Annotated in this window: 19 protein-coding genes; 11 read left to right on the top strand and 8 right to left on the bottom strand. The window is 68.6% G+C overall.

Annotated elements, in window-relative coordinates:
- Nucleotides 1-73 precede the first annotated feature (73 nt).
- From ACLJOO_RS07315 to hemB, 4 genes are read left to right on the top strand one after another with little or no spacing between them, the layout of a single operon-like run.
- The gene (locus ACLJOO_RS07315) at nt 74-1,396 is read left to right on the top strand and encodes a glutamyl-tRNA reductase (protein WP_410786046.1); all 1,323 of its coding nucleotides are present in this window, start codon (nt 74-76) and stop codon (nt 1,394-1,396) included.
- Nucleotides 1,393-2,274, top strand: coding sequence for a hydroxymethylbilane synthase (gene hemC, locus ACLJOO_RS07310; protein ID WP_410786044.1), 882 nt, complete (start codon nt 1,393-1,395; stop codon nt 2,272-2,274). Before ACLJOO_RS07315 ends, hemC begins: the two co-directional genes overlap by 4 nt.
- Nucleotides 2,271-3,998, top strand: coding sequence for a uroporphyrinogen-III synthase (locus tag ACLJOO_RS07305; protein WP_410786043.1), 1,728 nt, complete (start codon nt 2,271-2,273; stop codon nt 3,996-3,998). Before hemC ends, ACLJOO_RS07305 begins: the two co-directional genes overlap by 4 nt.
- 1 nt (nt 3,999) lies before the next feature.
- On the top strand, nt 4,000-4,983 hold the full coding sequence (hemB, locus tag ACLJOO_RS07300) for a porphobilinogen synthase (protein WP_410786042.1): 984 nt from the start codon (nt 4,000-4,002) through the stop codon (nt 4,981-4,983).
- 9 nt (nt 4,984-4,992) lie between these two features.
- Here the strand turns inward: hemB and ACLJOO_RS07295 are convergent, their stop codons facing one another.
- The 3 genes from ACLJOO_RS07295 to ACLJOO_RS07285 are packed head-to-tail and all read right to left on the bottom strand — an operon-like array spanning nt 4,993 to nt 8,124.
- On the bottom strand, nt 4,993-5,526 hold the full coding sequence (locus ACLJOO_RS07295; protein WP_410786041.1) for a dihydrofolate reductase family protein: 534 nt from the start codon (nt 5,524-5,526) through the stop codon (nt 4,993-4,995).
- A 13-nt stretch (nt 5,527-5,539) separates the two neighbouring features.
- Nucleotides 5,540-6,574 (bottom strand): LacI family DNA-binding transcriptional regulator, encoded by a 1,035-nt coding sequence (locus ACLJOO_RS07290; RefSeq protein ID WP_410786040.1) that lies wholly within the window; start codon nt 6,572-6,574, stop codon nt 5,540-5,542.
- Entirely contained in the window at nt 6,571-8,124 is a 1,554-nt protein-coding gene (locus tag ACLJOO_RS07285; RefSeq protein WP_410786039.1) for an FAD-dependent oxidoreductase, read from the bottom strand. Before ACLJOO_RS07285 ends, ACLJOO_RS07290 begins: the two co-directional genes overlap by 4 nt.
- Before the next feature lie 164 nt (nt 8,125-8,288).
- Here ACLJOO_RS07285 and ACLJOO_RS07280 point away from each other — a divergent pair, with 164 nt between their 5' ends.
- The 7 genes from ACLJOO_RS07280 to ACLJOO_RS07250 are packed head-to-tail and all read left to right on the top strand — an operon-like array spanning nt 8,289 to nt 17,662.
- Nucleotides 8,289-9,938, top strand: coding sequence for an FAD-dependent oxidoreductase (locus ACLJOO_RS07280; protein WP_410786038.1), 1,650 nt, complete (start codon nt 8,289-8,291; stop codon nt 9,936-9,938).
- 1 nt (nt 9,939) lies between these two features.
- Nucleotides 9,940-11,469, top strand: coding sequence for an FAD-dependent oxidoreductase (locus tag ACLJOO_RS07275; protein WP_410786037.1), 1,530 nt, complete (start codon nt 9,940-9,942; stop codon nt 11,467-11,469).
- Nucleotides 11,470-11,480: 11 nt separating this feature from the next.
- Nucleotides 11,481-13,076: an extracellular solute-binding protein gene (locus ACLJOO_RS07270; RefSeq protein WP_410786036.1), complete on the top strand. Its 1,596-nt coding sequence runs from the start codon at nt 11,481-11,483 to the stop codon at nt 13,074-13,076.
- Complete coding sequence (locus ACLJOO_RS07265; RefSeq protein ID WP_410786035.1) at nt 13,073-14,044, top strand: ABC transporter permease; 972 nt, start codon at nt 13,073-13,075, stop codon at nt 14,042-14,044. The genes ACLJOO_RS07270 and ACLJOO_RS07265 overlap by 4 nt, the downstream gene beginning before the upstream one ends.
- Nucleotides 14,038-14,919, top strand: coding sequence for a carbohydrate ABC transporter permease (locus tag ACLJOO_RS07260; RefSeq protein ID WP_410786034.1), 882 nt, complete (start codon nt 14,038-14,040; stop codon nt 14,917-14,919). The genes ACLJOO_RS07265 and ACLJOO_RS07260 overlap by 7 nt, the downstream gene beginning before the upstream one ends.
- A 31-nt stretch (nt 14,920-14,950) precedes the next feature.
- Nucleotides 14,951-17,020: a hypothetical protein gene (locus tag ACLJOO_RS07255; protein WP_410786033.1), complete on the top strand. Its 2,070-nt coding sequence runs from the start codon at nt 14,951-14,953 to the stop codon at nt 17,018-17,020.
- Between the two features lie 54 nt (nt 17,021-17,074).
- Nucleotides 17,075-17,662: an SUKH-4 family immunity protein gene (locus tag ACLJOO_RS07250; RefSeq protein ID WP_410786031.1), complete on the top strand. Its 588-nt coding sequence runs from the start codon at nt 17,075-17,077 to the stop codon at nt 17,660-17,662.
- Here the strand turns inward: ACLJOO_RS07250 and ACLJOO_RS07245 are convergent.
- From ACLJOO_RS07245 to ACLJOO_RS07225, 5 genes are read right to left on the bottom strand one after another with little or no spacing between them, the layout of a single operon-like run.
- On the bottom strand, nt 17,598-18,422 hold the full coding sequence (locus tag ACLJOO_RS07245) for a carbohydrate ABC transporter permease (protein WP_410786030.1): 825 nt from the start codon (nt 18,420-18,422) through the stop codon (nt 17,598-17,600). The genes ACLJOO_RS07250 and ACLJOO_RS07245 overlap by 65 nt on opposite strands.
- Nucleotides 18,412-19,350: a carbohydrate ABC transporter permease gene (locus tag ACLJOO_RS07240; RefSeq protein ID WP_410786029.1), complete on the bottom strand. Its 939-nt coding sequence runs from the start codon at nt 19,348-19,350 to the stop codon at nt 18,412-18,414. The genes ACLJOO_RS07245 and ACLJOO_RS07240 overlap by 11 nt, the downstream gene beginning before the upstream one ends.
- On the bottom strand, nt 19,347-20,600 hold the full coding sequence (locus tag ACLJOO_RS07235) for an ABC transporter substrate-binding protein (protein ID WP_410786028.1): 1,254 nt from the start codon (nt 20,598-20,600) through the stop codon (nt 19,347-19,349). Before ACLJOO_RS07235 ends, ACLJOO_RS07240 begins: the two co-directional genes overlap by 4 nt.
- A 14-nt stretch (nt 20,601-20,614) precedes the next feature.
- Complete coding sequence (locus ACLJOO_RS07230) at nt 20,615-22,210, bottom strand: FAD-dependent oxidoreductase (protein ID WP_410786026.1); 1,596 nt, start codon at nt 22,208-22,210, stop codon at nt 20,615-20,617.
- Nucleotides 22,211-23,239 carry a LacI family DNA-binding transcriptional regulator gene (locus ACLJOO_RS07225; RefSeq protein ID WP_410786025.1) on the bottom strand — a complete coding sequence of 343 codons (1,029 nt, stop codon included), beginning with the start codon at nt 23,237-23,239 and terminating at the stop codon, nt 22,211-22,213.
- Between the last annotated feature and the right edge of the window lie 7 nt (nt 23,240-23,246).

The raw sequence follows: 23,246 nt of genomic DNA, 5'->3' as shown, positions 1-23,246 counted from the left end.
AGCGAAGCGAGTTCACCATCCAACACAGCGCGGTTCGTGCCTCATCCGCGCCCGGAGCGAAGCGAGGACGCGGATGAGCTTCCTCGTGGTCGGCATCAGTCACCGTTCCGCTGCCATCGACGTACTCGAGCGGGTCGCGCTCGACGCGGACGCGGCGACCAAGCTGGCCCTGGCGGTGCGGAACTCCGCGGCCGTCGCGGAGTCCGCGGTCCTTGCCACCTGCAACCGGACCGAGGTCTACGCGACCGTCGACCGGTTCCACGCCGGGATGGACGAGGTCACCGCGATCCTGTCCGACGTCACCGGCGTACCGCTGCTGGATCTGGCCGAGCACCTGTACGTGCACTTCGAGGAAGGCGCGGTCGCGCACCTGTTCCAGGTCGCGGTCGGGCTGGACTCGATGGTCGTCGGCGAGAGCCAGATCCTCGGCCAGGTGAAGGAGACGCTGCGCGTCGGCCAGGACCTGGAGACCGTCGGCACCGACCTGAACGCCCTGTTCCAGCACGCGTTGCGGGTCGGCAAGCGGGCCCGCACCGAAACCGGCATCGACTCGGCCGGCCGCTCGGTCGTCTCGGCCGGTCTGGACGCGGTCGGCGGGTTCGAGGGCCGCCGGGCCCTGGTCGTCGGCGCCGGCTCGATGGCCTCGCTGGCCGCCCAGACCCTGCTCAACGGCGGCGCGAAGACCGTAACCATTGCCAACCGCAACTACGACCGTGCGGTCGCGCTGACCGACCGGATCGGCGGTACGGCGATCCGCCTGACAGACGTGCCCGAAGCATTGCGCGACGCCGACCTGGTCGTGTCGTGCACCGGCGCGCGCGGCGTCGTACTGACCGCCGAGACGATCCGGAACGCGACCGACGGCCGGTCGCTCGGTGTGCTCGACATCGCGCTGCCGCGGGACGTTGCTCCCGAGGCGGCCCGGATCCCCGGCGTCACGCTGATCACCTTGGCCGACCTGATCGGTACGGCGGGCGGCAGCCAGGCCGACATCGACGAGGTACGCCGGATCGTCGGCGAGGAGACCGGTTCGTTCGAGGCGACGCGCCGGGCCGCTTCGGTGGCGCCGACCGTGGTCGCGCTGCGGGCGATGGCGAGCTCGCTGGTCGACTCGGAGCTGGCCCGCCTCGAGCGCCGGCTGCCCGAGCTCGGCGAGCACGAGCGGCACGAGGTCGAGCGGACCATCCGCCGCGTCGTCGACAAGGTGCTGCACAACCCGACGGTCCGGGTGAAGGAGCTCGGCGGCGATCCGGGCGGACCGACGTACGCCGACGCGCTGCGGCAACTGTTCGCACTCGACCAGGCGACCGTGGACGCGGTCACGGCCGCGAAGACGCCGGCCGAGACGAGCAACACCCGCGCCGACTCGACGGCGACCGGAGGTGAGCAGGCATGATCCGGCTCGGCACCCGCCGCTCCAAGCTGGCAACCGCGCAGTCGACCATCGTGGCCGACCAGCTGCGCGCACTCGGGCACGAGGTCGAGCTCGTCCTTATCACGACCACCGGCGACGTGAACCGCGCACCGGTCGAGCAGATCGGCGGCACCGGCATCTTCGTCAGCGCACTGCGCGACGCACTGCTGGCGCACGAGATCGACATCGCCGTGCACTCCTTGAAGGACCTGCCGACCATGCCGCTCGACGGCCTGACGCTCGGCGCCATCCCGGTCCGCGAGGACCCGCGCGATGTGCTCGTCGCCCGCGACGGCCTGACGCTCGGCGAACTGCCGCACGGCGCCCTGATCGGCACCGGCGCTGCACGACGCGTCGCGCAGCTCGACGCGCTCGGCCTGGGCGTCGAGTGCACCGGGGTCCGCGGCAACGTGGACACCCGGATCGGCTTGGTCACCGACGGCAAGTTGGACGCCGTGGTGCTCGCGAGGGCAGGCTTGTCCCGGCTGGGACGGCTCGACGAGGTGACCGAGACCCTGGATCCGATCCAGATGCTGCCCGCGCCGGGACAAGGTGCCCTGGGCATCGAGTGCCGCGCGGACGACACCGACGTACTGGCCGCGCTGGCCCCGCTGGAGGATCCGGCGACCCGCGCGGCGGTGACGGCGGAACGGCAACTGATGGCCACGCTGGAGGCAGGGTGCACGGCTCCGGTCGGCGCGCTCGCCGAGGTGGTCGAGGGTGAGGACGGCCCCGAGCTCTGGCTGCGGGGCGCGCTCGGCCAGGACGACGGCGTACGGCGGCTCTCCGCGAACGGGCCGGTGGACGATCCGGTGTCTCTCGGCAAGGCGCTGGCGAACGAGTTGCTGGAGCGAACATGACACCGGCACAGGGCACGAGCACTGCGGCCAAGAAGACGGCCCACAGGACGAGCAGGAAAACGACGAGGGCGAAGGCAGACGTGAGCGCGAAGACAGCCGCCACCGCGGCACCTCAGAAGGCCGCGACCAGTACCGTCAAGCAGACCAAACCGCTCGGCCATGTCACATTCGTCGGCGTCGGCCCCGGTGACCCGGCGCTGCTGACGCTGGCGGGCCGCGACGTGCTCGCGAACGCCGACGCGGTCGTTGTCGAGGGCCCCGAGCACGACGCGTTCCTGACCTACTGCAGGCCGGGCGTCGAGGTCGTGGACGGCTCCGGCGCCGAGGGCAGCCGGGCGCTGCGGGTCGCGGCCCGGGCCCGCCTGGTGGTGAAGACGGCCAAGACCGCGGCGAACGTGGTCCGGCTGCTGACCGGCGACCCGTTCACCTTCTCCAGCGGCGCCGAGGAGGCGGCCGCGTGCAAGAAGGCGGGCATCGGGTTCAACGTGGTGCCGGGCGTGAGCGAGGTGAGCGCGGTTCCGACGTACGCCGGGATCCCGCTGACCATGAAGGGCGACCGCGAGGTCACCGTCGTCGATCTCGCCGAGAACAAGCTCGACCTGAGCCGCCTGCAGCCGAAGCAGACCCTCGTCCTGCTGAACGCCTCCGAGGTGCTGAAGGAGACCGTCGCGGCGCTGGTCGAGGCCGGCTTCGACGCGTCCACCCCGGTCGCGGCGACGGTCTGCGGTACGACGACCTCGCAGACCAGTGTGGTCGGGACGCTCGAGACGATCGTCACCGACCTGCGGGCCGCGAAGGTGACCGGCGAGGCCGTGATCGTGGTCGGCACCGTCGTCGAGCAGCGCGAGGCGCTGTCCTGGTTCGAGACCAAGCCGCTGTTCGGCTGGCGGATCCTGGTTCCGCGGACCAAGGACCAGGCCGGCCCGCTGATGGACCGGCTCCGTCGGTACGGCGCGATGCCCGAAGAGGTCCCGACGATCTCGGTCGAGCCGCCGCGCAACCCGCAGCAGATGGACAAGGCGATCCGCGGCCTGGTCGAGGGCCGCTACGAATGGGTCGCGTTCACCTCGGTCAACGCGGTGAAGGCGGTCCGGGAGAAGTTCGACGAGTACGGGCTGGACGCGCGGGCGTTCTCCGGGCTGAAGATCGCGGCGGTCGGCGACAAGACCGCCGAGGCGATCGGCGCCTGGGGCATCCGTCCGGACCTGGTCCCGTCCGGTGAGCAGTCGGCCGCCGGGCTGGTCGAGGACTGGCCGCCGTTCGACGAGGTGCTGGACCCGATCAACCGGGTGTTCCTGCCGCGTGCGGACATCGCCACCGAGACCCTGGTCGCGGGCCTGACCGATCTCGGCTGGGAGGTCGACGACGTCACGGCGTACCGGACCGTCCGGGCCGCTCCGCCGCCCGCGCCGACCCGCGAGGCGATCAAGTCCGGCAAGTTCGACGCGGTCGTGTTCACCTCGTCCTCGACGGTGCGGAACCTGGTGGGCATCGCCGGCAAGCCGCACGCGTCGACGGTGATCGGCGTGATCGGCCCGGCGACTCTGAAGACCGCCGAGGAGCACGGCCTGCGGGTCGACGCGATGGCGGAGTCGCCGTCCGTCGAGGAACTGGCCGACGCCCTCGCCCGGTTCGGTGCGGATCGGCGTGACACCATGGTGGAGGCCGGTGAACCGGTCACCCGCCCGTCCGAACGTCGCTCGGGTTCTCGTCGAAAGAGCTGATATGCCTGGATTCCCGGAAGTGAGGCCGCGGCGGCTCAGGTCGTCGGAGGCGGTGCGCAGGCTGGTCGCGGAGACCTCGCTGGAGCCGCGGCAGCTGATCCTGCCGATGTTCGTCCGGGAAGGCGCGCGCGAGCCGATCGCGATCAAGTCGATGCCGGGCGTCGTGCAGCACACCCGGGACACGGCGCGGAAGGCGATCGCCGAGGCGGCGCAGCTCGGGCTCGGCGGGGTGATGCTGTTCGGCGTACCGACGTCGAAGGATCCTCAGGGGTCCGGTGCGCTGGATCCGGACGGGATTCTGAACGTCGCGATCCGGGACGCGGTCTCCGAGGCCGGTGACGCGCTGCTGGTGATGTCGGACCTGTGCCTCGACGAGTTCACGTCCCACGGGCACTGCGGCGTACTGGATTCCGCCGGGCGCGTGGACAACGACGCGACGCTTGCGCTGTATGCCGAGATGGGCGTCGCGCAGGCCACCGCCGGGGCGCACGTCGTCGGTCCGTCCGGGATGATGGACGGGCAGGTCGGGGTCATCCGTACGGCGCTGGACGCGGCCGGATTCCTCGATACGGTGATCCTGGCGTACGCCGTCAAGTACGCGTCGGCGTTCTTCGGCCCGTTCCGGGAGGCCGTCGACTCGTCGCTGACCGGTGACCGCAAGACGTACCAGCAGGACAACGCGAACGCCCGCGACGCGATCCGCGAGGTCGACCTCGACATCGCCGAGGGCGCCGACATCGTGATGGTCAAGCCCGCCTTGCCGTACCTGGACATCGTCCGCCAGATCCGCGACCACGTGAACGTCCCGGTCGCGGCGTACAACATCTCCGGCGAGTACGCGATGGTAGAAGCCGCCGCCGCGAACGGGTGGATCGACCGCGACAAGGCCATCATGGAGACCCTGACCTCAATCCGCCGAGCCGGCGCCGACACCATCCTCACCTACTGGGCCACCGAAGTAGCCCAGCAACTCCACTACCGCTGACCGAGCCGCTCAGCGCGCGACCGAGTAGTCGGATTGGGTGAAGCCGGCTTTTAGGGTTCGGGTGGCGTTGTGGGTTAGGGGGATGTCGGTGGGGACGGGGCCGAAGAGGGGGATGCCGGTGCCTAGGAGGACGGGGGCGGTGGTGATGGTCAGTTCGTTGAGGAGGCCTGCCGTCAGGAAGGTTTGGATGGTGGCGGCGCCGTCGGCGTAGATGCGTTGGGCGCCGCGGTCGTTGAGGGTCTCGACGAGGGCGTCCAGGGTGCGGTGGACGAGGATGCGGTCGTCGGTGTCGGGGTCGAGTGTGGTGCTCAGGACCTCGACCTGCTTGCCTTCGTACGGCCAGCTGTCGAACTTGCAGGCCAGCTGGTACGTGTTGCGTCCGAGTACGACGGTGTCCACCGACGCCAGGAACTCGTCGTACCCGGTCTCTCCGGCGTGCTCCGCCCGGCTGGTGAGCCAGTCGATGGACCCGTCGGCGCGCGCGATGTACCCGTCGAGGCTGGTGGCGATGAAGGCAGCGGCATGAAAGCTCACAACCACCATTTTCCACCACCGCTCAACGCGGCGAAGGCCCGACCGTCCCTTCGAGGGTGTGTTCGCACGGAAGCAGGATCTGTCGCTCGTAGTCGCCGTCCGGCTCGGTGAGCATGCTGGTGAGCAGCCGGACCGCGCGGCGCCCCATCGCGTTCCGGGGCACCCGCAACATTGCCCACGGCAAGGAGCCGACCTCGGTCTCGTCGTCCACCAGCAGTACGACGGACAGATCGCCGGGCACCGACAGCCCGCGGAGGTTCAGCATCGCCGCGAGGACCCGCAGCAGATTGACGGACTCGACCAGGATCGCGGTCGTCCCGGCCGCCAGAGCCCGGTCCAGCCAGCCTGTCGTCAACCCCGACGGTTGCTCGAAGACCGGTGAAGGCACCGGCAGGTCGTACCGCTGCAGCGCCCCGGCGAACCCGGTCCACCGGTCCTCCTGCGGCTCGTCGCGCGAGTGCTCGCCGAGGTACGCGAACGTCCGGTGGCCGAGCGCGACCAGGTCGTCGACGATCTCGCCGGTCGCGGTCCGGTAGTCGCCGCCGACGTAGCTGATCGACGCTCCGGGCACCTCGCGATGACCGACGTACACGAACGGATAGCCCTCGTACGCCAATCGGGCCAGGTCTTCGCGGTCCGCGTGGTGACCGAGCAGCAGGCTGCCGGATGCCTGCCGGAGCCCGTTCGTGTCGTCCGCGAAGATCCGCCGTACGCCGGACTCGTCGGGGGCGGCCGTGAACAGCACCAGGTTGCACCCCTCGGCCGCGGCCTGTTCCTCGATGCCGCGCAGGAACTCGAAGTAGTAGTCCCGGGAACTCGTCGGGAAGATCGGCTCGAACGTGTGCACGCCGAGCAGGTGCGGCGTGGTGCGCGCGACCGCCCGCCGTTGCCCGGCCGGCGCGTACTGCAGCCGCCGGGCCGCGTCCAGCACCCGGCGCTGCGTACCGGCCGAGATCCGCCCGAGGTCCGCCGTACCGTTCATCACCATCGAGACGGTCGACTGCGAGACCCCGGCCGCCTTCGCCACATCCGCCTGCCGTGAAGCTGTCTTCTTCATGCCGCCTCCCCTCTGGGCCACCCCACGATGCCACCCGACCCGGTCAGGTTCCGGCGCAGTGCGTCGTACTCCACATCCTGTACGGCGATCCGCGCGGACACCGCGAGCGACGCAGCACAACCGGCGGCTTCGCCGACCGCCATGAACACCGGCTCCATCCGCACCGACGCGAACGCCGCGTGCGACGCCGACACCGCCGCCGCGACCAGCAGGTTCGCGCACTCGGAAATCCGCGGAACGATCGATCGGAACGAGATTCCGAACGGGCGGACCAGCGGAACCTGCACATTCCCCTCGTTCCGCGGATTTCCGTCGACCAGCACGCGCCGCGCGTTGTGCGAGTCCATCACGTACGACGCCACCGCGATCGGGTCCGGTACCACGGTCCGTCCGGTCGCCTCGTGTTCGGTCACGACATGGTCCGCGAGCATCCGCCGGCCTTCCCGGACGTACAACTGGTGCGGCCAGTACGACGTTTTCCTGAACTCGCCCGGCGCGAGCCCGAACGCCCGGGTCGCCGCCCGTACGTCGGCGGGCAGGTCCGCCGAGGTCGACAGGTAGTACAGCAGCCCCGCCTGGTAGCGGATATGGTCCTGGAAGATCTCCTCCCGGCGCGCGTAGCCGGCCTCCGGCCACTCGTCGCTCGCCCCGATGTGGTCGGAGGAGAACGCGCCGTGGTTGTTCATGTCGAACACCCTGCCATGCACCCGCGTGGTCCGGCCGTACAGCTCGTAGATCCCGGCCTCGAGGTACCGGCGCAGCAGCTCGTACCGCGAGGCGTCGTACCCCTCCGGTCGTGGGAACGGGATCCGGTGCGGTCCGTTGGTGACGTGCAGCCGGAAGTTGTACGCCTGCACGTGCCGGTCGCCGGATCCGATCGCCCCGTACGGCTCCGCGGAGATGCCCGGAAGCAGACCGCTCGACGGTTGCCCGGGTACGACGTACGGGTCGACAGGCCGCTCGAACTGGTGGTTGATGCTGTGCTGCACACCGGCGATCGATTCGCCGTACACCGCCGACGACTCGCGCCCGACCGTGTACGAGACGCCGGCCGCGGCCAGGAGATCGCCTTCGTACGACGCGTCGACGTACACCTGCCCGCGGTAGCTGGAGCCGTCGTCGGTGCGGAGCTCGATGATCCGGTTGCCGGTCTTGGTCACTTCGAGCAGGTGCCGTCGCTGATGGAGTACGACGCCTGAATCGGCCAGCCAGCGCAGGAAGATCTCCTCGGCCACGTGCGCCTCGACCTTCCAGTGCGGATCCGGCGCGTGGTACGCGGCCGCGACGTCGGCATAGAACGCCCGCGCCAGTCCGCCGATCGTCTGCGCGTCGCCGACGTCCGTCTCGCCGAGACCCGACGCGGTCATGCCGCCGACCCGGTCGTCGAACGCGAGCAGGACGACGCGCTGCCCGGAGCGGGCCGCCCGAACCGCCGCGGTGACGCCGCCGGACGTCGCGCCGTACACGACGACATCGGCGTCGGTCGGTCCCGCGGACTCGGCCGCCGGCGCTGGGCGGTGGTACTGCAGACCTTCGAGTGCGAGCCTCATGCGGACTGTTGTATCAGCTCAGTTGCTAATAATCAGCAAATAGTTCATCCGCTCGAAATCGGCCTGCAACAAGCTATTGACAGCGGTAGACGGGGCGAGCGTACGGTGATGCGCAACTCGGGGAATGAGATTTTGCTGATCTATTAGCAGATATGAGGATGGTCGTGACCGATCGAGAGCTGAGCGCCGGACTGCTGGTGGTGGGCGGTGGCCTGGGTGGTGTGGCCGCGGCTCTGACCGCCGCCAAGCTCGGGTGCCAGGTGCTGCTGACCGAAGAGACCAACTGGCTCGGTGGACAGCTGACCGCGCAGGCGGTGCCGTCCGACGAGCACCCGTGGATCGAGAGCCCGCACATCTCGTCCGGCTACCGCGAGCTGCGGACCCGGATCCGGGACTACTACCGGCGCAACTACCCGCTGACCGCCGAGGCGTTCGCGCAGCCCGCGCTCAACCCGGGTCTCGGCAACGTCAGCAGGCTGTGTCACGAGCCGCGCGTCGCCGTGGCCGTGATCGACGAGCTGCTGGCGCCCTACATCTCAGCCCGGCGCATCACGGTTCTCTACGACCACGTCCCCAAGGCTGCGACGACGGACGGCGACCGCGTCACCTCCGTCACGCTGCAGGGACCCAATGGCCGGATCACGGTGACGGCGCCGCTGGTCGTCGACGCGACCGAGCTCGGTGACCTGCTCGAGCTCGCCGGTGTCGAGCACGTTCTCGGCGCCGAGGCGCAGAGCGAGACCGGCGAGCAGTTCGCTGCTGACGTCGCGGACCCGCTCGACCAGCAGGCAATCACCTGGTGCTTCCCGCTCGAGTACCGGCCCGGCGAGGATCACACGATCGAGCGGCCGGCGTCGTACGACCACTGGAAGACCCACGTGGATCCGTTCTGGCCCGGGCCACAGCTGTCCTGGGTGAAGATCGACATCAAGACGATGGGCGGCCGGGAGAACCGGATCTTCGAGGTCGACCAGGACCTCCCGCACGCGGCCGACCTGTGGCACTTCCGCCGGATCCGCGCCCGCAGCCAGTTCGACCGGTCGCTGATCGACACCGACATCTCGCTGGTGAACTGGCCGAACGTCGACTACTGGGAGGCCGCGCTGGTCGGTCCGGGCACCGACAAGGACCGCGCTCTGCAGCGCTGCCGCGAGCTGTCGCTGTCGTACCTGCACTGGATGCAGACCGAGGCGCCCCGCCACGACGGCGGCACCGGCTACCCGGGCCTCAAGCTCCGCCCGGATCTCACGGGTACGGCGGACGGCCTCGCGAAGTCGGCGTACATCCGGGAGTCGCGGCGGATCAAGGCGCGGTTCACGGTGCTCGAGCAGCACGTCGCCGTCGCGGATCGTGGTGATGCGGGCGCCGCGTTCTTCGCCGACGGCGTCGGCGTGGGGCATTACAACATCGACCTGCATCCGAGCACCGCCGGGATCAACTACGTGAACCTCGAGGTGTACCCGTTCCAGATCCCGCTCGGCGCGCTGATCCCGCAACGGCTGCGGAACCTGCTGCCGGCGAACAAGAACATCGGCACCACGCACCTGACGAACGGTTGCTACCGGCTCCATCCGGTCGAGTGGAGTATCGGCGAGGCCGTCGGCGCACTGGCGGCGCAGTGCCTGACCAACGGCACCGAGCCGCACGCGATCGCCGACTCGTCCGACCAGACCGAAGACCTGCAGCGGCTGCTCACCGGCACCCTCGGCATTCCAGTGAAATGGCCGGACGACATCGCCCGCACGCGCCCGTCGCAGGCTGCGAACCCGACGCCTCTGCACGCGGCCCCCGAACGCCGGGCGAAGGTGAGCTGACATGACGGAGGCACAGGAGTACGACGTCATCATCTACGGCGCGACGCTCGCGGGGATCATGGCCGCGCTCCGGCTCCAGTTCCGCGGCTATCGCAGTCTGGTGCTGGAACCGACCGGCCACGTCGGCGGGATCGTCGCCGGCGGTCTGGTGAAGAGCGACACTCCGAACACGCTTTCCGCTTTGGCCGGATTGACCCAGGATCGCTTCTTCGGCGGCATCGCGGCCGCGTACGGCGCCGACGACCGCGCCGACGGTCCGCGGTACCGCTTCGAGCCTAAGGTCGCCGAACGCGTCGCCCGTCAACTCCTGGACGAGGCGAAGGCCGACGTACTGCTCAACGAACGGATCGACGGACGTTCCGACGTGGAGGTTCGTGGCGACCGGATCCAGGGCGTTCGCACCAGCCAGGGCTGGCGGCGAGCGCGGGCGTTCGTGGACGCGTCGTACGAGGGCGACCTGCTGGCGGCCGCGGGTGTCCCGTACGCCGTCGGTCGCGAGCCGGCCAGCCGGTACGACGAACCGCTCGGTGGCTTCCTGCCCGACCGGGCGTACCGTCGGCAGGCGTTCCGGCCGAACACGTTCTACCCGGTGAAGCCCGTGCCGACCGAGGCGCCGGGGGACGGTGACGCCAGGGTGCAGGCGTACAACTTCCGCGGCGTCCTGGACAAGGGCCCGGACCGGATGCCGTTCGAGAAGCCGGACGACTACGACCCGAAGCTGTACACCTACCTCGGGCAGCTGCTCGAGCAGCGTGGCGTCGCCGGTCTCTCGTCGATCGTCACGCACACGGCGCTGCTGCCGAACGACAAGTACCAGACCAACCAGGCGCTGTTCATCGGGTTCGACCTTCCGGGTGCGTCGTGGGACTACCCGGACGGCTCGTGGCAGCGCCGCGACGAGGTGATCGCCGAGCACGTCCGCTGGCATCGCGGAATGCTGTACTGGCTGGCGAACGATCCGTCCCTTCCGGAAAGTTTCCGAAAGGACGCCGGAACGTTCGGACTGCCGCCGGACGAGTTTTCCGACAGCCCTTACGGACCAGGGTTTCCGCACGCCCTCTACATCCGCGAGGCGCGCCGGATGATCGGGCAGACCGTGCTCACGCAGCACGACCTGCGCCGCCCGGGCAACACCAAGGAAACCGCTGTCTGCTGCTGGAACTACGGCATCGACTGCCACATCGTCCAGTACTACGCGGAAGGCGACGACACGATCGTCGGCGAGGGAACCGTCACCGGAACCGAGAAGAACGGTCCGGTCGACCTCTACCAGCTGCCCGCCGAGGTGCTGTTCCCGGCCCGCGGCGGGATCGGGAACCTCGTCGTACCGATCTGCTTCTCGGCCAGTCATGTCGGCTACCTGTCGGCCCGGATGGAGCCGAACTACGGGATGCTCGGCGAGGCCGCGGGGGAGCTGCTGGCCCAGTCGCTGCGGACCGGCCAGACCGTTCAGGACTACGACTACCCGGCGCTCGCCGCCGCCCTCACCGAGCACGGCAGCGTCCTCTCGCTGCCCGAGCTTCAGAACTAGGAGAAGTGCTCATGCAGTCCAACAGGCGGGACTTCCTCAAACTGACCGGCGGCGTTTCGTTGCTTGCAGCAACCTCCAGCACGGTCCTGGCAGGATGCGGCGGGTCCGACGGCTCGGGTAGCTCGGCGAAGGCGGCCGCGAAGGCGACGCCGCCCGAGTACGTGCCTTACGCGTCGGTGAAGCCGGACCTGCCGGGCACCGCGGACGGTGTGATGCCGGGCTTCTTCAAGTACCCGCGTCAGTTGGTCGACGGGTACAAGGACAAGCCCGGTGCCGGCGCCGGTGACGTCAAGATCCTCACCAACATGTTCAACCCGGCGCCACCGGGGGCCGGCAGCAACACGTACTGGAAGGCGCTGAACGACCGGGTCGGCGCGAACCTCGACATCACGATGACGCCCGCCGCGGACTACGTGAGCAAGCTGTCGACCGTGATCGCCGGCGGCGACCTGCCGGACATCCTGATGATCGCGTCGAAGTTCCCCAACCGCGGCGAGATGCTCACCAAGCTCTGCGCGGAGCTGACCTCGCACCTGTCCGGTACGGCGATCAAGGACTACCAGTTCCTGGCCAACCTGCCGACCGACTCCTGGCTGCCGACGATGTACAAGGGCGGCATCCACGCGATCCCGATCGCGCGGTCGGTGATCGGGACGATCATGTTCAGCCGCGCCGACCTGCTCAAGGCGCGCTCGCTGAACCCGGAACCGGCCAGCTACGCGGAGTTCGTCGAGACCGCGAAGGGCCTGACCGACGCGAAGGCGAACAAGTGGGCCTTCGGCGCCTCGAAGGGCGTCACCACCTTCATCGGCAACATGCTCGGCGTCCCCAACGTCTGGAAGGAAGACGGCGGAAAGTTCGTTTCCGAACTGGAGGTTCCGGAACGGAAAGAGGCCGTCGCACGCACCGCCGAGCTGGTGAAGGCCGGCGTTTTCCACCCGGACGCCCTCGGCGGGAAGCTCCAGCTGCGCGACCTGTTCGGCAACGGCACGATCTCGCTGAACGCCGACGGGTACGCCGCCTGGGACCTGATGGCCGACACGTACGGCGTCGACGTCGGCGGCATGCCCGTCCCGGCGTACGACGGCGGTAAGCCGGTGCAACGCGAGGGGGCCGCGATCTTCGCCCTCACCGCGTTCAAGAAGGCCGGCGACGACCGCGTCAAGCAACTCCTCCGGATCTGCGACTGGCTGGCCGCGCCGCTCGGCACCAGCGAGTACATGTTCCGCCGGTTCGGCGTGGAGGGCATCCACTACACCTGGAAGGGCGACAAGCCCGAGCGTACGTCGGCGGGAAAGACCCAGGTGAGCCTGCCGCTCGAGTACGTCGCCGATGCGCCGCACGTCCTCGGGCCGTCGACCGAGCAGCGGGTCCGCACGCAACGCGCGTACCAGGAAAAGATCGTTCCGAACCTGCTCGCGAACCCCGGCGCCGGACTGTACTCGGCCACCTCGATCAGCAAGGCCGACGAACTCGACAAGCTGATCAACGCCGCCGAGCTGGACATCATCTCCGGCCGGAAACCGATCAGCAGCTGGGACGACGCCGTCGCGAACTGGAAGAAGCGCGGCGGCGACAAGATCCGCGACGAGTACTCCAACCAGTGACGCTCGTGCTGCAACGGAAAACGGTTGCGCGGAGCAACCAGAAGACGCAGAAAACGCTGTCCGGCCGGCAGCGGTTCCGCCGGGACCGCTTCCTGCTGCTGATCGGGCTGCCCGGAATCCTCCTGCTGGTCCTGTTCCACTACGTGCCGCTGCTCGGGAACGTGATCGCGTTCAAGGACTACGCGCCGTACCTCGGGATCACCGAGGCGCCGTGGACCGGCCTGGACAACTTCCGGGTGATCGTCGACGGCGACCCGGACTTCGTCAACGCGCTGGTCAACACGCTGGTGATCTCCTTTGTGCAACTGGTGCTGGTGTTCCCGGTGCCGATCGCGCTCGCGCTGCTGCTCAACTCGCTGCTCAGCGAGCGGCTGAAGCGGGTCGCTCAGTCGATCCTGTACCTGCCGCACTTCATGTCCTGGGTGATCGTCGTCGCGATCTTCCAGCACATGCTCGGCAACGCGGGCCTCTACAACACCTGGGCCCGCGCCCACGACCTACCGCTGCTGGCGATCATCGGCAACCCCGATCTCTTCATCCCGTTGATCACCTCGCAGGTGATCTGGAAGGACGCCGGCTGGAGCACGATCATCTTCCTGGCCGCGATGTCCCGCGTCGACACGCAGCTCTACGAATCGGTCGCCGTCGACGGCGGCGGCCGGTGGCGGCAGCTCTGGCACGTGACGCTGCCGGCGATCCGTCCGGTGATCGTCCTGCTGCTGATCCTCCGCCTCGGCGACGTGCTGTCGGTCGGGTTCGAGCAGATCTTCCTGCAGCAGGGACCGGTCGGGCTGGACGCGTCCGAAGTACTGGACACCTACGTCTACAACCGCGGCATCGTCGGCGGCAACTGGGGCGTGGCGGCCGCGGTCGGTCTGGTCAAGGGGCTGATCGGCACGATCCTCGTCCTGGGCGCCAACAAGGTCGCCCATCTGTTCGGTGAGCGCGGGGTGTACTCGAAATGGTGAACCTGATCAGCGGTACGGCGCCGCCGAGCACACCGGTCCGCGGGCTGAAAGGCGTCGTACTGGTCGTCGCCTGCGCGCTCGTGCTCGTACCCTTCCTCGCCGTCCTCTCGACCTCGCTCGCCGACCAGCAGCAGATCACCAGTTCCGGCGGGTACGTGCTGTTTCCGCACGATCCGTCGTTCGCGGCGTACGAAGCGATTTTCCGCGGCGGCGTCGTCACCCGGGCGACGATCGTTTCCGTCCTGCTCACCGTGGTCGGTTCCGGGCTGTCGATCGTGGTGGTCGTCTCGATCGCCTACTCGCTGTCCCGCCCCGGGACGTGGGGACAGCGGCCGCTGCTGTTCATCGTCCTGTTCACGCTGCTCTTCAGCGCCGGCATCATCCCGAACTACCTGCTGATCAAGGAGCTCGGGCTGATCGACTCCTACTGGGCGCTGATCCTGCCGGGGCTGACCAGTGCGTTCCAGATCATCATCGTCCGCGCGTTCTTCCTCGACGTACCGGCCGAGATCATCGACGCGGCCCGGATCGACGGCGCGAACGAGTTGCAGATCTTGACCAGGGTGATGCTACCGCTGTCGAAGGCGGTGGTCGCCGTGGTCGGGCTGTTCAGCGCGGTCGGCTACTGGAACGCGTACTTCAACGCGATCCTCTACATCAACTCACCCGAGAAGTGGCCGCTGCAGCTGGTGTTGCGGACGTACGTCGTCGACAACACCCAGGTCGGCGGCGACCTGCCCGGCGAGGTGATGCCGCCGCAGCAGTCGCTGCAGATGGCGATCCTCGTCGTCTCCCTGGTTCCGATCTGCTTGGTCTACCCGTTCCTGCAGAAGCACTTCGCGAAGGGCGTCGTGCTGGGGGCGGTGAAGGGCTGAGTCCCACCTTCCGTCCGAGAAAGGTTCCGCCATGCCTTCCGACGAATCACACCCGCCTGCCCGACTGAGTCGCCGTACCCTGTCCGTTCTCGGGGTCACCGGCCTCGCAACCGCCGTCGCCGCCCAGCCGGCCAACGCCGCCGACAAGAAGCCCGCCCTGACCGCGGCGACCGGCGTCGCCGCAACCGTCGCAGACTTACGAACCACGCCCGGTACGACGAACGGCGAACAACTTCTCCTGCTGGGATACACAACACCCGGTCTCGGCGGCGGCCTCGTCTACTGGGACGCCGCCGCGACCGACCCCGACGACGGCGGCATGGTCTTCGCCGTCACCGGTACGGCGACCGGCCGCTGGAAACGCCCACGCACCAACGAGCTCGATCTGTCCTGGTACGGCGTCACCGGCGCCGGGACGACGGACGACTCGAGCCGGCTGCAGAACGCCGTGAACGCGTTGCCGGCCGGCGGAACGATCACGATGGGTCCGGGCACGATCCGGCTCGAGCACACCATCACCGTCACACGTGTTCCGATCGTGTTCCAGGGCGCTGGTGCGAGTGACGAGTTCACCTCCGGTACGCAGATCCTGCTCGCCACCGGATCGGCCGACGGGTTCGTGCTTTCCGGTGTGCACGGTGGCGGTTTCCGCGATCTGCAGATGCATGGCACCGGGCTGACCGGCGGCGCAATGATCCGCACCCAACAAGAAGACGGTGTCGGAAACTACCTGATTTCCTTTTCCGACTGTCGTTTCATGGACGGCTACAACGGCGTCATCCTGCGGAGCGCGAACACGGTCCGGTTCCGGAACTGTGTCTGGAACGGATTTTCCGGCCAGCAGGTGATCCTGCTGAACGGCCAGAACAACGTTTCCCGGGCCGATCCGGTCGAGTTCGTCCAGTGCGCGATCGCCGCCGGTACGGCGAACCCGGGCGTCGACAACGTGGTGATCGATGGCCAGGGCGGGTCGATCAAGTTCATCGCTACCGCGATCTTGTTCGGCCACCACGGAATCTGGATGCGGAACACCACCACCGAAGGGTTGCCGAAGTTCCTGTACTTCGAGGGCGGCGGCTTCGAGAACGGTCACGGCGTACCGGTGTTGCTGGAGGCGGGTGCTCAGGCGCAGTTCATCAACACCTACATCTCGGCCGACAACGCCGAGGACGCGGTTCGGGTCGGCGTGGGGTTCACGGGAACAGCGACGTTCGCGAACTCGGTGATCCGTGGCTGCGGCCGGCACGGGATCGACATCGCGTCGACCCGGATCACGGTCACCGGGTGCCTGATCGGGAACAACGGCCGGATGGCGCATCCGTCGTTCGCCCAGCAGATCACCGGTGTGACGTCGAGCGCGGCGGGGGTCAGGATCACGACCGCGGCGCCGCACACCTGGGAGACCGACGACCGGGTCACGCTGCAGGACGTCGGCGGCGCGACCGGGCTGAACGCGGCCTGGCCGATCGCGGTCATCGACGCCACGTCGTTCGATCTCGTCGGCGCCGCGCTGAGCCAACCGTGGACCTCGGGCGGTGTCGTCTTCCGGAACGGGTCCGGGATCAACCTCCGGCCGACCGCGAGCCGGATCGTGCTCACCGGGAACGCGATCGGCGGCCTCGCGGACGGGGTGAACCGGCAGGAGTACGGCATTGTCAACCGCAGTACCGACGTACTTGCCGCCAGCAACGAGCTCACCGGCAACAACGCCGGCCCTTACCTCGCCTACGCAACGGCCCGGTTCACCGGCAACAAGGGCGTCGAGCAGACCGACGGCCGGCTCACTCTTCGGCTCCCCGACGCGGTGACCGACGGCACCTACGACTTCACCGACCTGCTGTACGTCGACGGCCGTCCGATCCGGGTGACGCGGGTCGCTCGCTCACTGGCCGCCGGCTCCTGCAACGTGCGCCTGGAGGCGGATGGCGCACTGGCCGGGACCGCGGCGATCGACGCGACCACCACGGTCCAGACCACGAAGCTCGCCAGCCCGATCCCGATCGACGGCACCACCACCCCCGTTCGCCTTCGACTCAGGGTCTCGAACGCGGCCGCGGCGACGGGACTCACCGTCCAGTTCGGCTACCAGGTCCAAGCCTGACGGTGACCTCCGGCGGGGAGAGGATGTCGGTCCGATCCCCGTCGGAAGGAACCCATGGCGAATCAGCAGCAGCTTGTCGATCTGTTCGGGGCGAGCAACATCACCTGCCTCGACGCCGAGGACCGGGAGTTGTTCGCGTCCGCCGGCATCGTCGCGGACGAACTCTTCGACGTCGGCCTCCCGGACAAGCTGTCGGGTGTCTTCGTCCTGGAGGCGGCCACGGAACCCGAGGCCTTCGACGGGGCGCGCGCAACGCTCAACGGCGACGAGATCACCTTCGTCACCCTCGGCGCGCCGCACCCGGACTCCGCGCTCCGGTACTACCTCAACCCGTTGGACGGCCGCGTCCTGCTCGCGGAGCTGCACGGCGAGCAGGCCCGGCTCGAGACCGTCAATGAGTCCCTCGGCAGCTTCGTCGACTACCTGTACCGGATCGGCCGGTTCAAGGCGTTCCGCCGTACCGCGGACGACGATCAGCAGGCCGACTACAAGGACCTGCTGATCGCCTACCTCACCGCCCGCGACCCCCGCGCCTACGCCGAGCCCGACAACTGGTGGCCCCTCGCCGTCGACAACCTCAGCCCTTCAAGCCGGTTTGGGCGAGGCCTTCGACGAACTGGCGTTGGGCCAGGACGAAGATGACGAGGACGGGCAGCGCGGAGAGGGTCGCGGCCGCGAGTTGCGTGTTCCACATCGGTCCGCCGTACGCGTCGACGTACTGGGTGAGAGCCTGCGGGACGGTGAACTTCTGCTTCGACGAGAGGAACACGATCGGCTCGAGGTAGAGGTTCCAGCTGTGCAGGAAGGTGAAGATCGACACCGCACCGATCGCCGGTCTGGCCAGCGGGAGGCACACCCGCCAGAAGAGACCGAAGCGGCCCAGCCCGTCGACGCGGCCGGCCTCCTCGAGCTCGGTCGGCAGCGTGATGAAGAACTGCCGCATGATGAACGTCGCCAGCACACTCGGCGCTCCGAGCATCGGGATCAGGATCAGCGGCCAATGCGTGTCCACCAGCCCGAACGCGTCGAACATCCGGTAGAGCGGGATGATCGTCACCTCGTTCGGCACCAGCAGCCCGCTCAGGACGATCACGAACACGACCCCGGCGCCGCGGAACTTGACCCGCGCGAACGCGTACCCGGCGAGCGCCGAAACCGCCAGCGTGCCGACGGTGACGACCAGCGCGATGTAGAGGCTGTTCAGGTACTGCCGGCCGAACGGCTGCAGCTCGAACACCTGGCGATAGGCGTCCAGCGTCGGCGACCCCGGCAGCAACGACGGCGGGAACGCGAAGATCTCGGCCACCGGCTTCAGCGACGTCGTCGCCATCCACCAGATCGGGAACACGAACGGCACACAACACACCAGCAGTACGCCGTAGATCAGCAGCTTAAGCCTCATGGAACACCCACTTCTTCCGCATCTGCCACTGGATCACCGTCAGCACCAGGACGATGAAGAACAGCAGCAGCGACAGCGCCGAGCCGTACCCGAAGTGATGGAACTGGAACGCCTGCTGGTACAGGTAGTAGACGAGTACGGTCGTCGACGTCTCAGGCCCGCCTTGGGTCAGTACGGCGATCTGCGCGAACACCTGCAGCGATCCGACGATGGTCAGGATCATCGTGAGCAGGATCGTCGGACTGATCAGCGGCACGGTCACCCGACGGAACCGGGCCCACGCGGACGCGCCGTCGATCCGGGCCGCTTCGTACAGCTCTGCCGGAACGCCCTGCAGCGCGGCGAGGAACAGCACCATGTTGAGGCCGACGTTCTTGAACAGCTGGACCACGATCACCGACGCCATCGCCGTACCGCCGGAGCGCAGCCAGTTCGGCCCGTCGATCCCGAGCAGGTTCAGGAACCCGTTCAGCCCGCCGTTGTCCTGCAGCAGGAACCCCCACACGATCGTCCAGGCGACCAGCGTCACCACGACCGGCGAGAAGAACAAGGTCCGGAAAATCACCGTTCCGCGCAGTTTCTGGTTGAGCAGTACGGCGAGGAACAGCGCCAGGCTGAGGTTCAGCACCACCAGCCCGGCCGAGAACAAACCCGTTGCCCTGAGCACCGGACCGAGCCGTTGATCGTCGGCCAGCGCCGCGTAGTTGTCACCGCCGACGAACTCGAACGTTCCGCCCAGCACATTCCACTCGTGCACGCTGTACCAGACCACGAGCCCGAGCGGAACGATGACAAAGGCAACGATCCCGGCAAGCTGCGGCAGCACCATCAGCCACCCGGCCAACGTGTCCCGCCGCCGCATCGTCCAGTACGGCGCGCGCTCGGCCGGCGCCTGGGGAGGCGCCGGCTTGTCGAGGAGCAAGGTCATTTCGCCAGCAGGGGGTTGATCTTCGAGCAGACGCCGGACATCACCGTTTTCACGTCGGCGTCCGGCTTCCACAGCGGGTCGAGGGCGGCGCGAACGGTCTGCTGCAGCTCGGCGTACCCGGTATGGCTGGGCTTGATCGTGCCGCTCTCGATGCCCTTGACAACAACCCTGTCGAGCTGCGCCGGCTTGAGCAACGGGTTGGCCTTGGCGAGCGTCGCGGCGTTCAGCTGCGACTTGCGCGGCGGCGGGAAGAACTGCGCGAGCTTGGCCGAGTTCTCGGCGTTGCTGAAGTACGCCAGGAACTGCTTGGCCGCGTCGGCGTGCTTGCCGCGTTTGAAGACGCCGATCCCGGCCTGCCCGACGACGGAGTACTCGCCCGACGGACCCTTCGGCAGCGGCACCAGATCCCACTTGAACTTGGACTTCTCGAGCAGCGCGGCGCGGCTGATCTGGGTCAGGATCATCGCCGAGTCGCCGGCGTAGAAGTCCTTCGTCACGCCCGGTCCCGGCATGCCCTTGTCGGTGAAGATCAGCTTGTGGACGAACGTCATCGCGTCCACCATCTCCGGCTGGTCGAACTGGCAGGTCTTGCCGTCCTCGCTCCACGGCCGCGCGCCCCAGCCGGACCAGATCGCGTTCAGCGTGTCCCAGCCCTTGTAGTCGAAGTCGCCCACGACGAGCCCGCCCTTACCGCGGGCCTGTACGGCGGCAGCGGTCTTGGCGGCCTCCTCCCAGGTCCAGGTCCCGGCCGCGATCTGCTGGGCCGGAGCCGGCCGCCCCGCCGCCTTCACCAGGTCCGTGTTCACGAACACGCCCAGCGGCGAGGTGGAGAACGGGTACGCGTAGAGCTTGCCGTCCTTCTCCCAGTTGGCCGTCGTACTCGGCAGCAGATCGGCGTCCTTGTCGATCGGCTCGAGCGCGCCCGAGCTGACGAAGTCCGGGGCGTTGCTCTCGAAGATCCACGCCAGGTCCGGCACGTTGCCGCCGCCGATCTGCGTGGTCAGGGTGGTCGTGTAACTGTCGAACGGGATCGACTCGAAGGTGATCTTGCCGATCTCGGGATGGTCCTTCTTGTAGTCGGCGGCGATCTGGTCGAACAACGCCAGATGCTTGGCGTTGGCACTCCAGATCGTCATCCGCAGGTCCACCGGACCAGCAGCGTCGGAGCCGCCGTCGGACGAGCCGCCACAGCCCGCGAGGGCCAGCAGAGCCGCGGCCACACCGGCCGCTGTCAGGGAACGGAGTTTCATCGGTCAGTCCTCCATCAGTAGCCAGTGACGTCCGGCCAGGCGAGTTCGATGCCCTGAGCAACCAGGAGGTCCTGGAACTCGGCGAGCAGAGCAGGGGTGTTGCGGACTGCGCGCGGGGCGGTGCCGCGGTCGAGGCAGAACGCCGCGAGCGCGCCGGCCGACTCGCCGATGTTCCACTCGACGGGATGCAGCCGGTAGCAGCCGTTGGTGATGTGCGTGGTGCCGAGGTTCTTGTTCGCGGGCAGCAGGTTCTCCACGCGCTCCGGGATCAGCGCGCCGAGTGGGATCCGGAACGGGCTGCTGGCCACGTCGATGTAGTTGTCGCCACCGGTCGAGGGGTGCAGGTCGATCCGGTACATGCCGATGCCGACGCTGTCGTCGTACTCGACCGCCCCCTGCGCACCGCGGACGGCGACCGAGAGGTCCTGCTCGACGACCGTGTACTCCGCCTTGATCCGGCGGGATTCGCGGATGTACGGCGCCTGCGCCAGACCGTCCGCGGAGCCGACCAGGTCGCCCCGCAACCGCAGCCCGGGAAAGCCGGTTCCGCCGTCGGCCCGCGGCGCCTCGGTCTGCAGCCAGTAGAAGACGGCGTGCGAGAGTTCACGAGCGGCCGCGAGATGCTTCGCCGCGTCCGGTACGTCGATGGCCGGGCCCTCGAAGTAGTCGATCATCGGCCAGTTCACCAGGCAGATGTCGCTCTCGTACGCACCCGGAACGAAGTGCCGGCGGGCCGCGATCCGGCGGAACGTCCACAGGTTCGTGTCGCCGCCCGTCCGCCGCTGGTCCGCGACCACCGCGAGCGGGTCGTCGTCGGGGTTGGGCGTGAACGTCCGCTGCGAGCTCTCCAGCGTCCGTGGGTTCGGCGCCGTCCAGGACAGCAGCCGATCGCCCCAGAACGACGGCTGGTAGTTCCGCCAGAACGCGTAGTTCGCCGGCTTGTCCCCGACCTGGTCCCCGTCCACGTGGTCGACCGCGAAGCAGTACGACACCGCCTGCATGTTCAGCGGCTGCGCCTCGGCCGGAGCGCTCGGCTCACCGGTCTCACTCTGCGCCTCGAACCCGGTCACGTACTCGGTCCCGGTCAGCGGCAGCAGCTCGCCGGTCTCGGTCGCATCGAGGATGTACGGCGCGGTGAGCGTCAACCGTTCCTCGGTGTCGCGATGCTGCACGGTGACCGCGGTGACCCGATCGCCGTCGGTGTCGGCGGCGACAGGCCGGTACGGCTGCAGCACCTGCAGGCGGCGGCTGGCTCGGTACGGAGCGAGCATCTCCTCCAGTACGGCGAGCGCGACGCGAGGCTCGTGGCAGAGCTTCGACACGTAGCCGGCACCTGGATTCAGCTCGCTTGCGGCCCGCGACGCCGAGGTCAGCGGGTAGTGGCGGCGGTAGTAGTCACGGATCCCGTCGCGCAGTGTCCGGTACGACGCCGTGACGCCGAACTGTTCGACCCAGGTGTGCTCGTCCGGCGGGACCGCCTGGCTGGTCAGCTGCCCGCCGAGCCAGTCGAACTCCTCGGTCAGGATCACCGAGCGACCGGCACGCAGCGCGGCGAGAGCCGCGGCCACGCCGCCGAGTCCGCCGCCGATCACAAGTACATCGGTATGCATTCAGGCACCTTTGGGTGGAGTGAGTGTGATTCCGTCGGTCAGCTCGCAGGGCAGCAGCAGTTGCTGCTCGGTGGAGGTCCCGCTGAGGACCGCCTCCAGCAGCTCGACCGCGCGGACGCCCATGGCTCGCCGTGGAACGTGGAAACCCGTGAAATCGAGGTCGCTGGCGGCCGGCCGCGTCGAGTCACCGAGCGCGACCACGGACAGGTCGCCCGGTACGTCGACCCCGCGCTCGGCCGCCGCGGCGTACAACGCGATCGCGTCGGCTCGCTCTTCGACGAACGCCGCGGTGACGCGTCGATCGAGCAGGTCGTCGAGCACCTCGCCCGGCGAACGATCGAGCGTCGGCACATGCGGTGCGCGCGGGCCGGCGGCTTCGCGGAACCCCCGGAGCCGGTCGGCCGACGACTCGGCGCCGACGCCGAGGCCGACGAAGGCGATTCGCCGGTGGCCGAGTTCTTGCGCCCGTTCCGCGACGGTCCGGGTGGCGGTGGCGTAGTCGGCGCCGACGTACGGCACCGGGGCGCCGGCGTCGTCGCGGCGGCCGACCGAGACGAACGGGTAGTCCTCGGTGATCAGCCGGGCGAGCTCGTCCGACGGAATCTCGCGCCCGAGCAACAGGCAGCCGTCGGCGATCCGGAGCCGGTTGTTCTCGTGGAAGATCCGCCGGTGCCCGTCGGTCACCGGAGCGCTGGTGAACAGCAGCAGGTCCCACCCGAGGCGCTCGGCGCGATCCTCGATACCGGCCAGGAACGGGTGGTAGAAGTCGCCGCTCGCACTCGGGAACACCGACTCGTAGGTGAACACGCCGAGGATCTGGTTGCGCTGCTTCATCATCCGGCGGGCCAGCGGATCGGCCTGGTAGCCGGTCTCGCGGATCACCTTGAGCACCCGGTCCCGGGTCTCGGCCGGGATCCGCGCGATCGCGTCGCTGCGGTTGTTCAGCACCAGCGACACCGTCGTCTGGCTGACCTTCGCCAGGCGTGCGATATCGCGCTGGGTGAGTCGGGTGGTCGCCTTGTCCGGCATTGATCGA

It is taken from the genome of Kribbella sp. C-35 (assembly GCF_046549195.1).
Classification (GTDB): Bacteria; Actinomycetota; Actinomycetes; order Propionibacteriales; family Kribbellaceae; genus Kribbella.
Note: the sequence above shows the minus strand (reverse complement) of the source record. Positions and strands in the feature narration are given on the sequence as shown.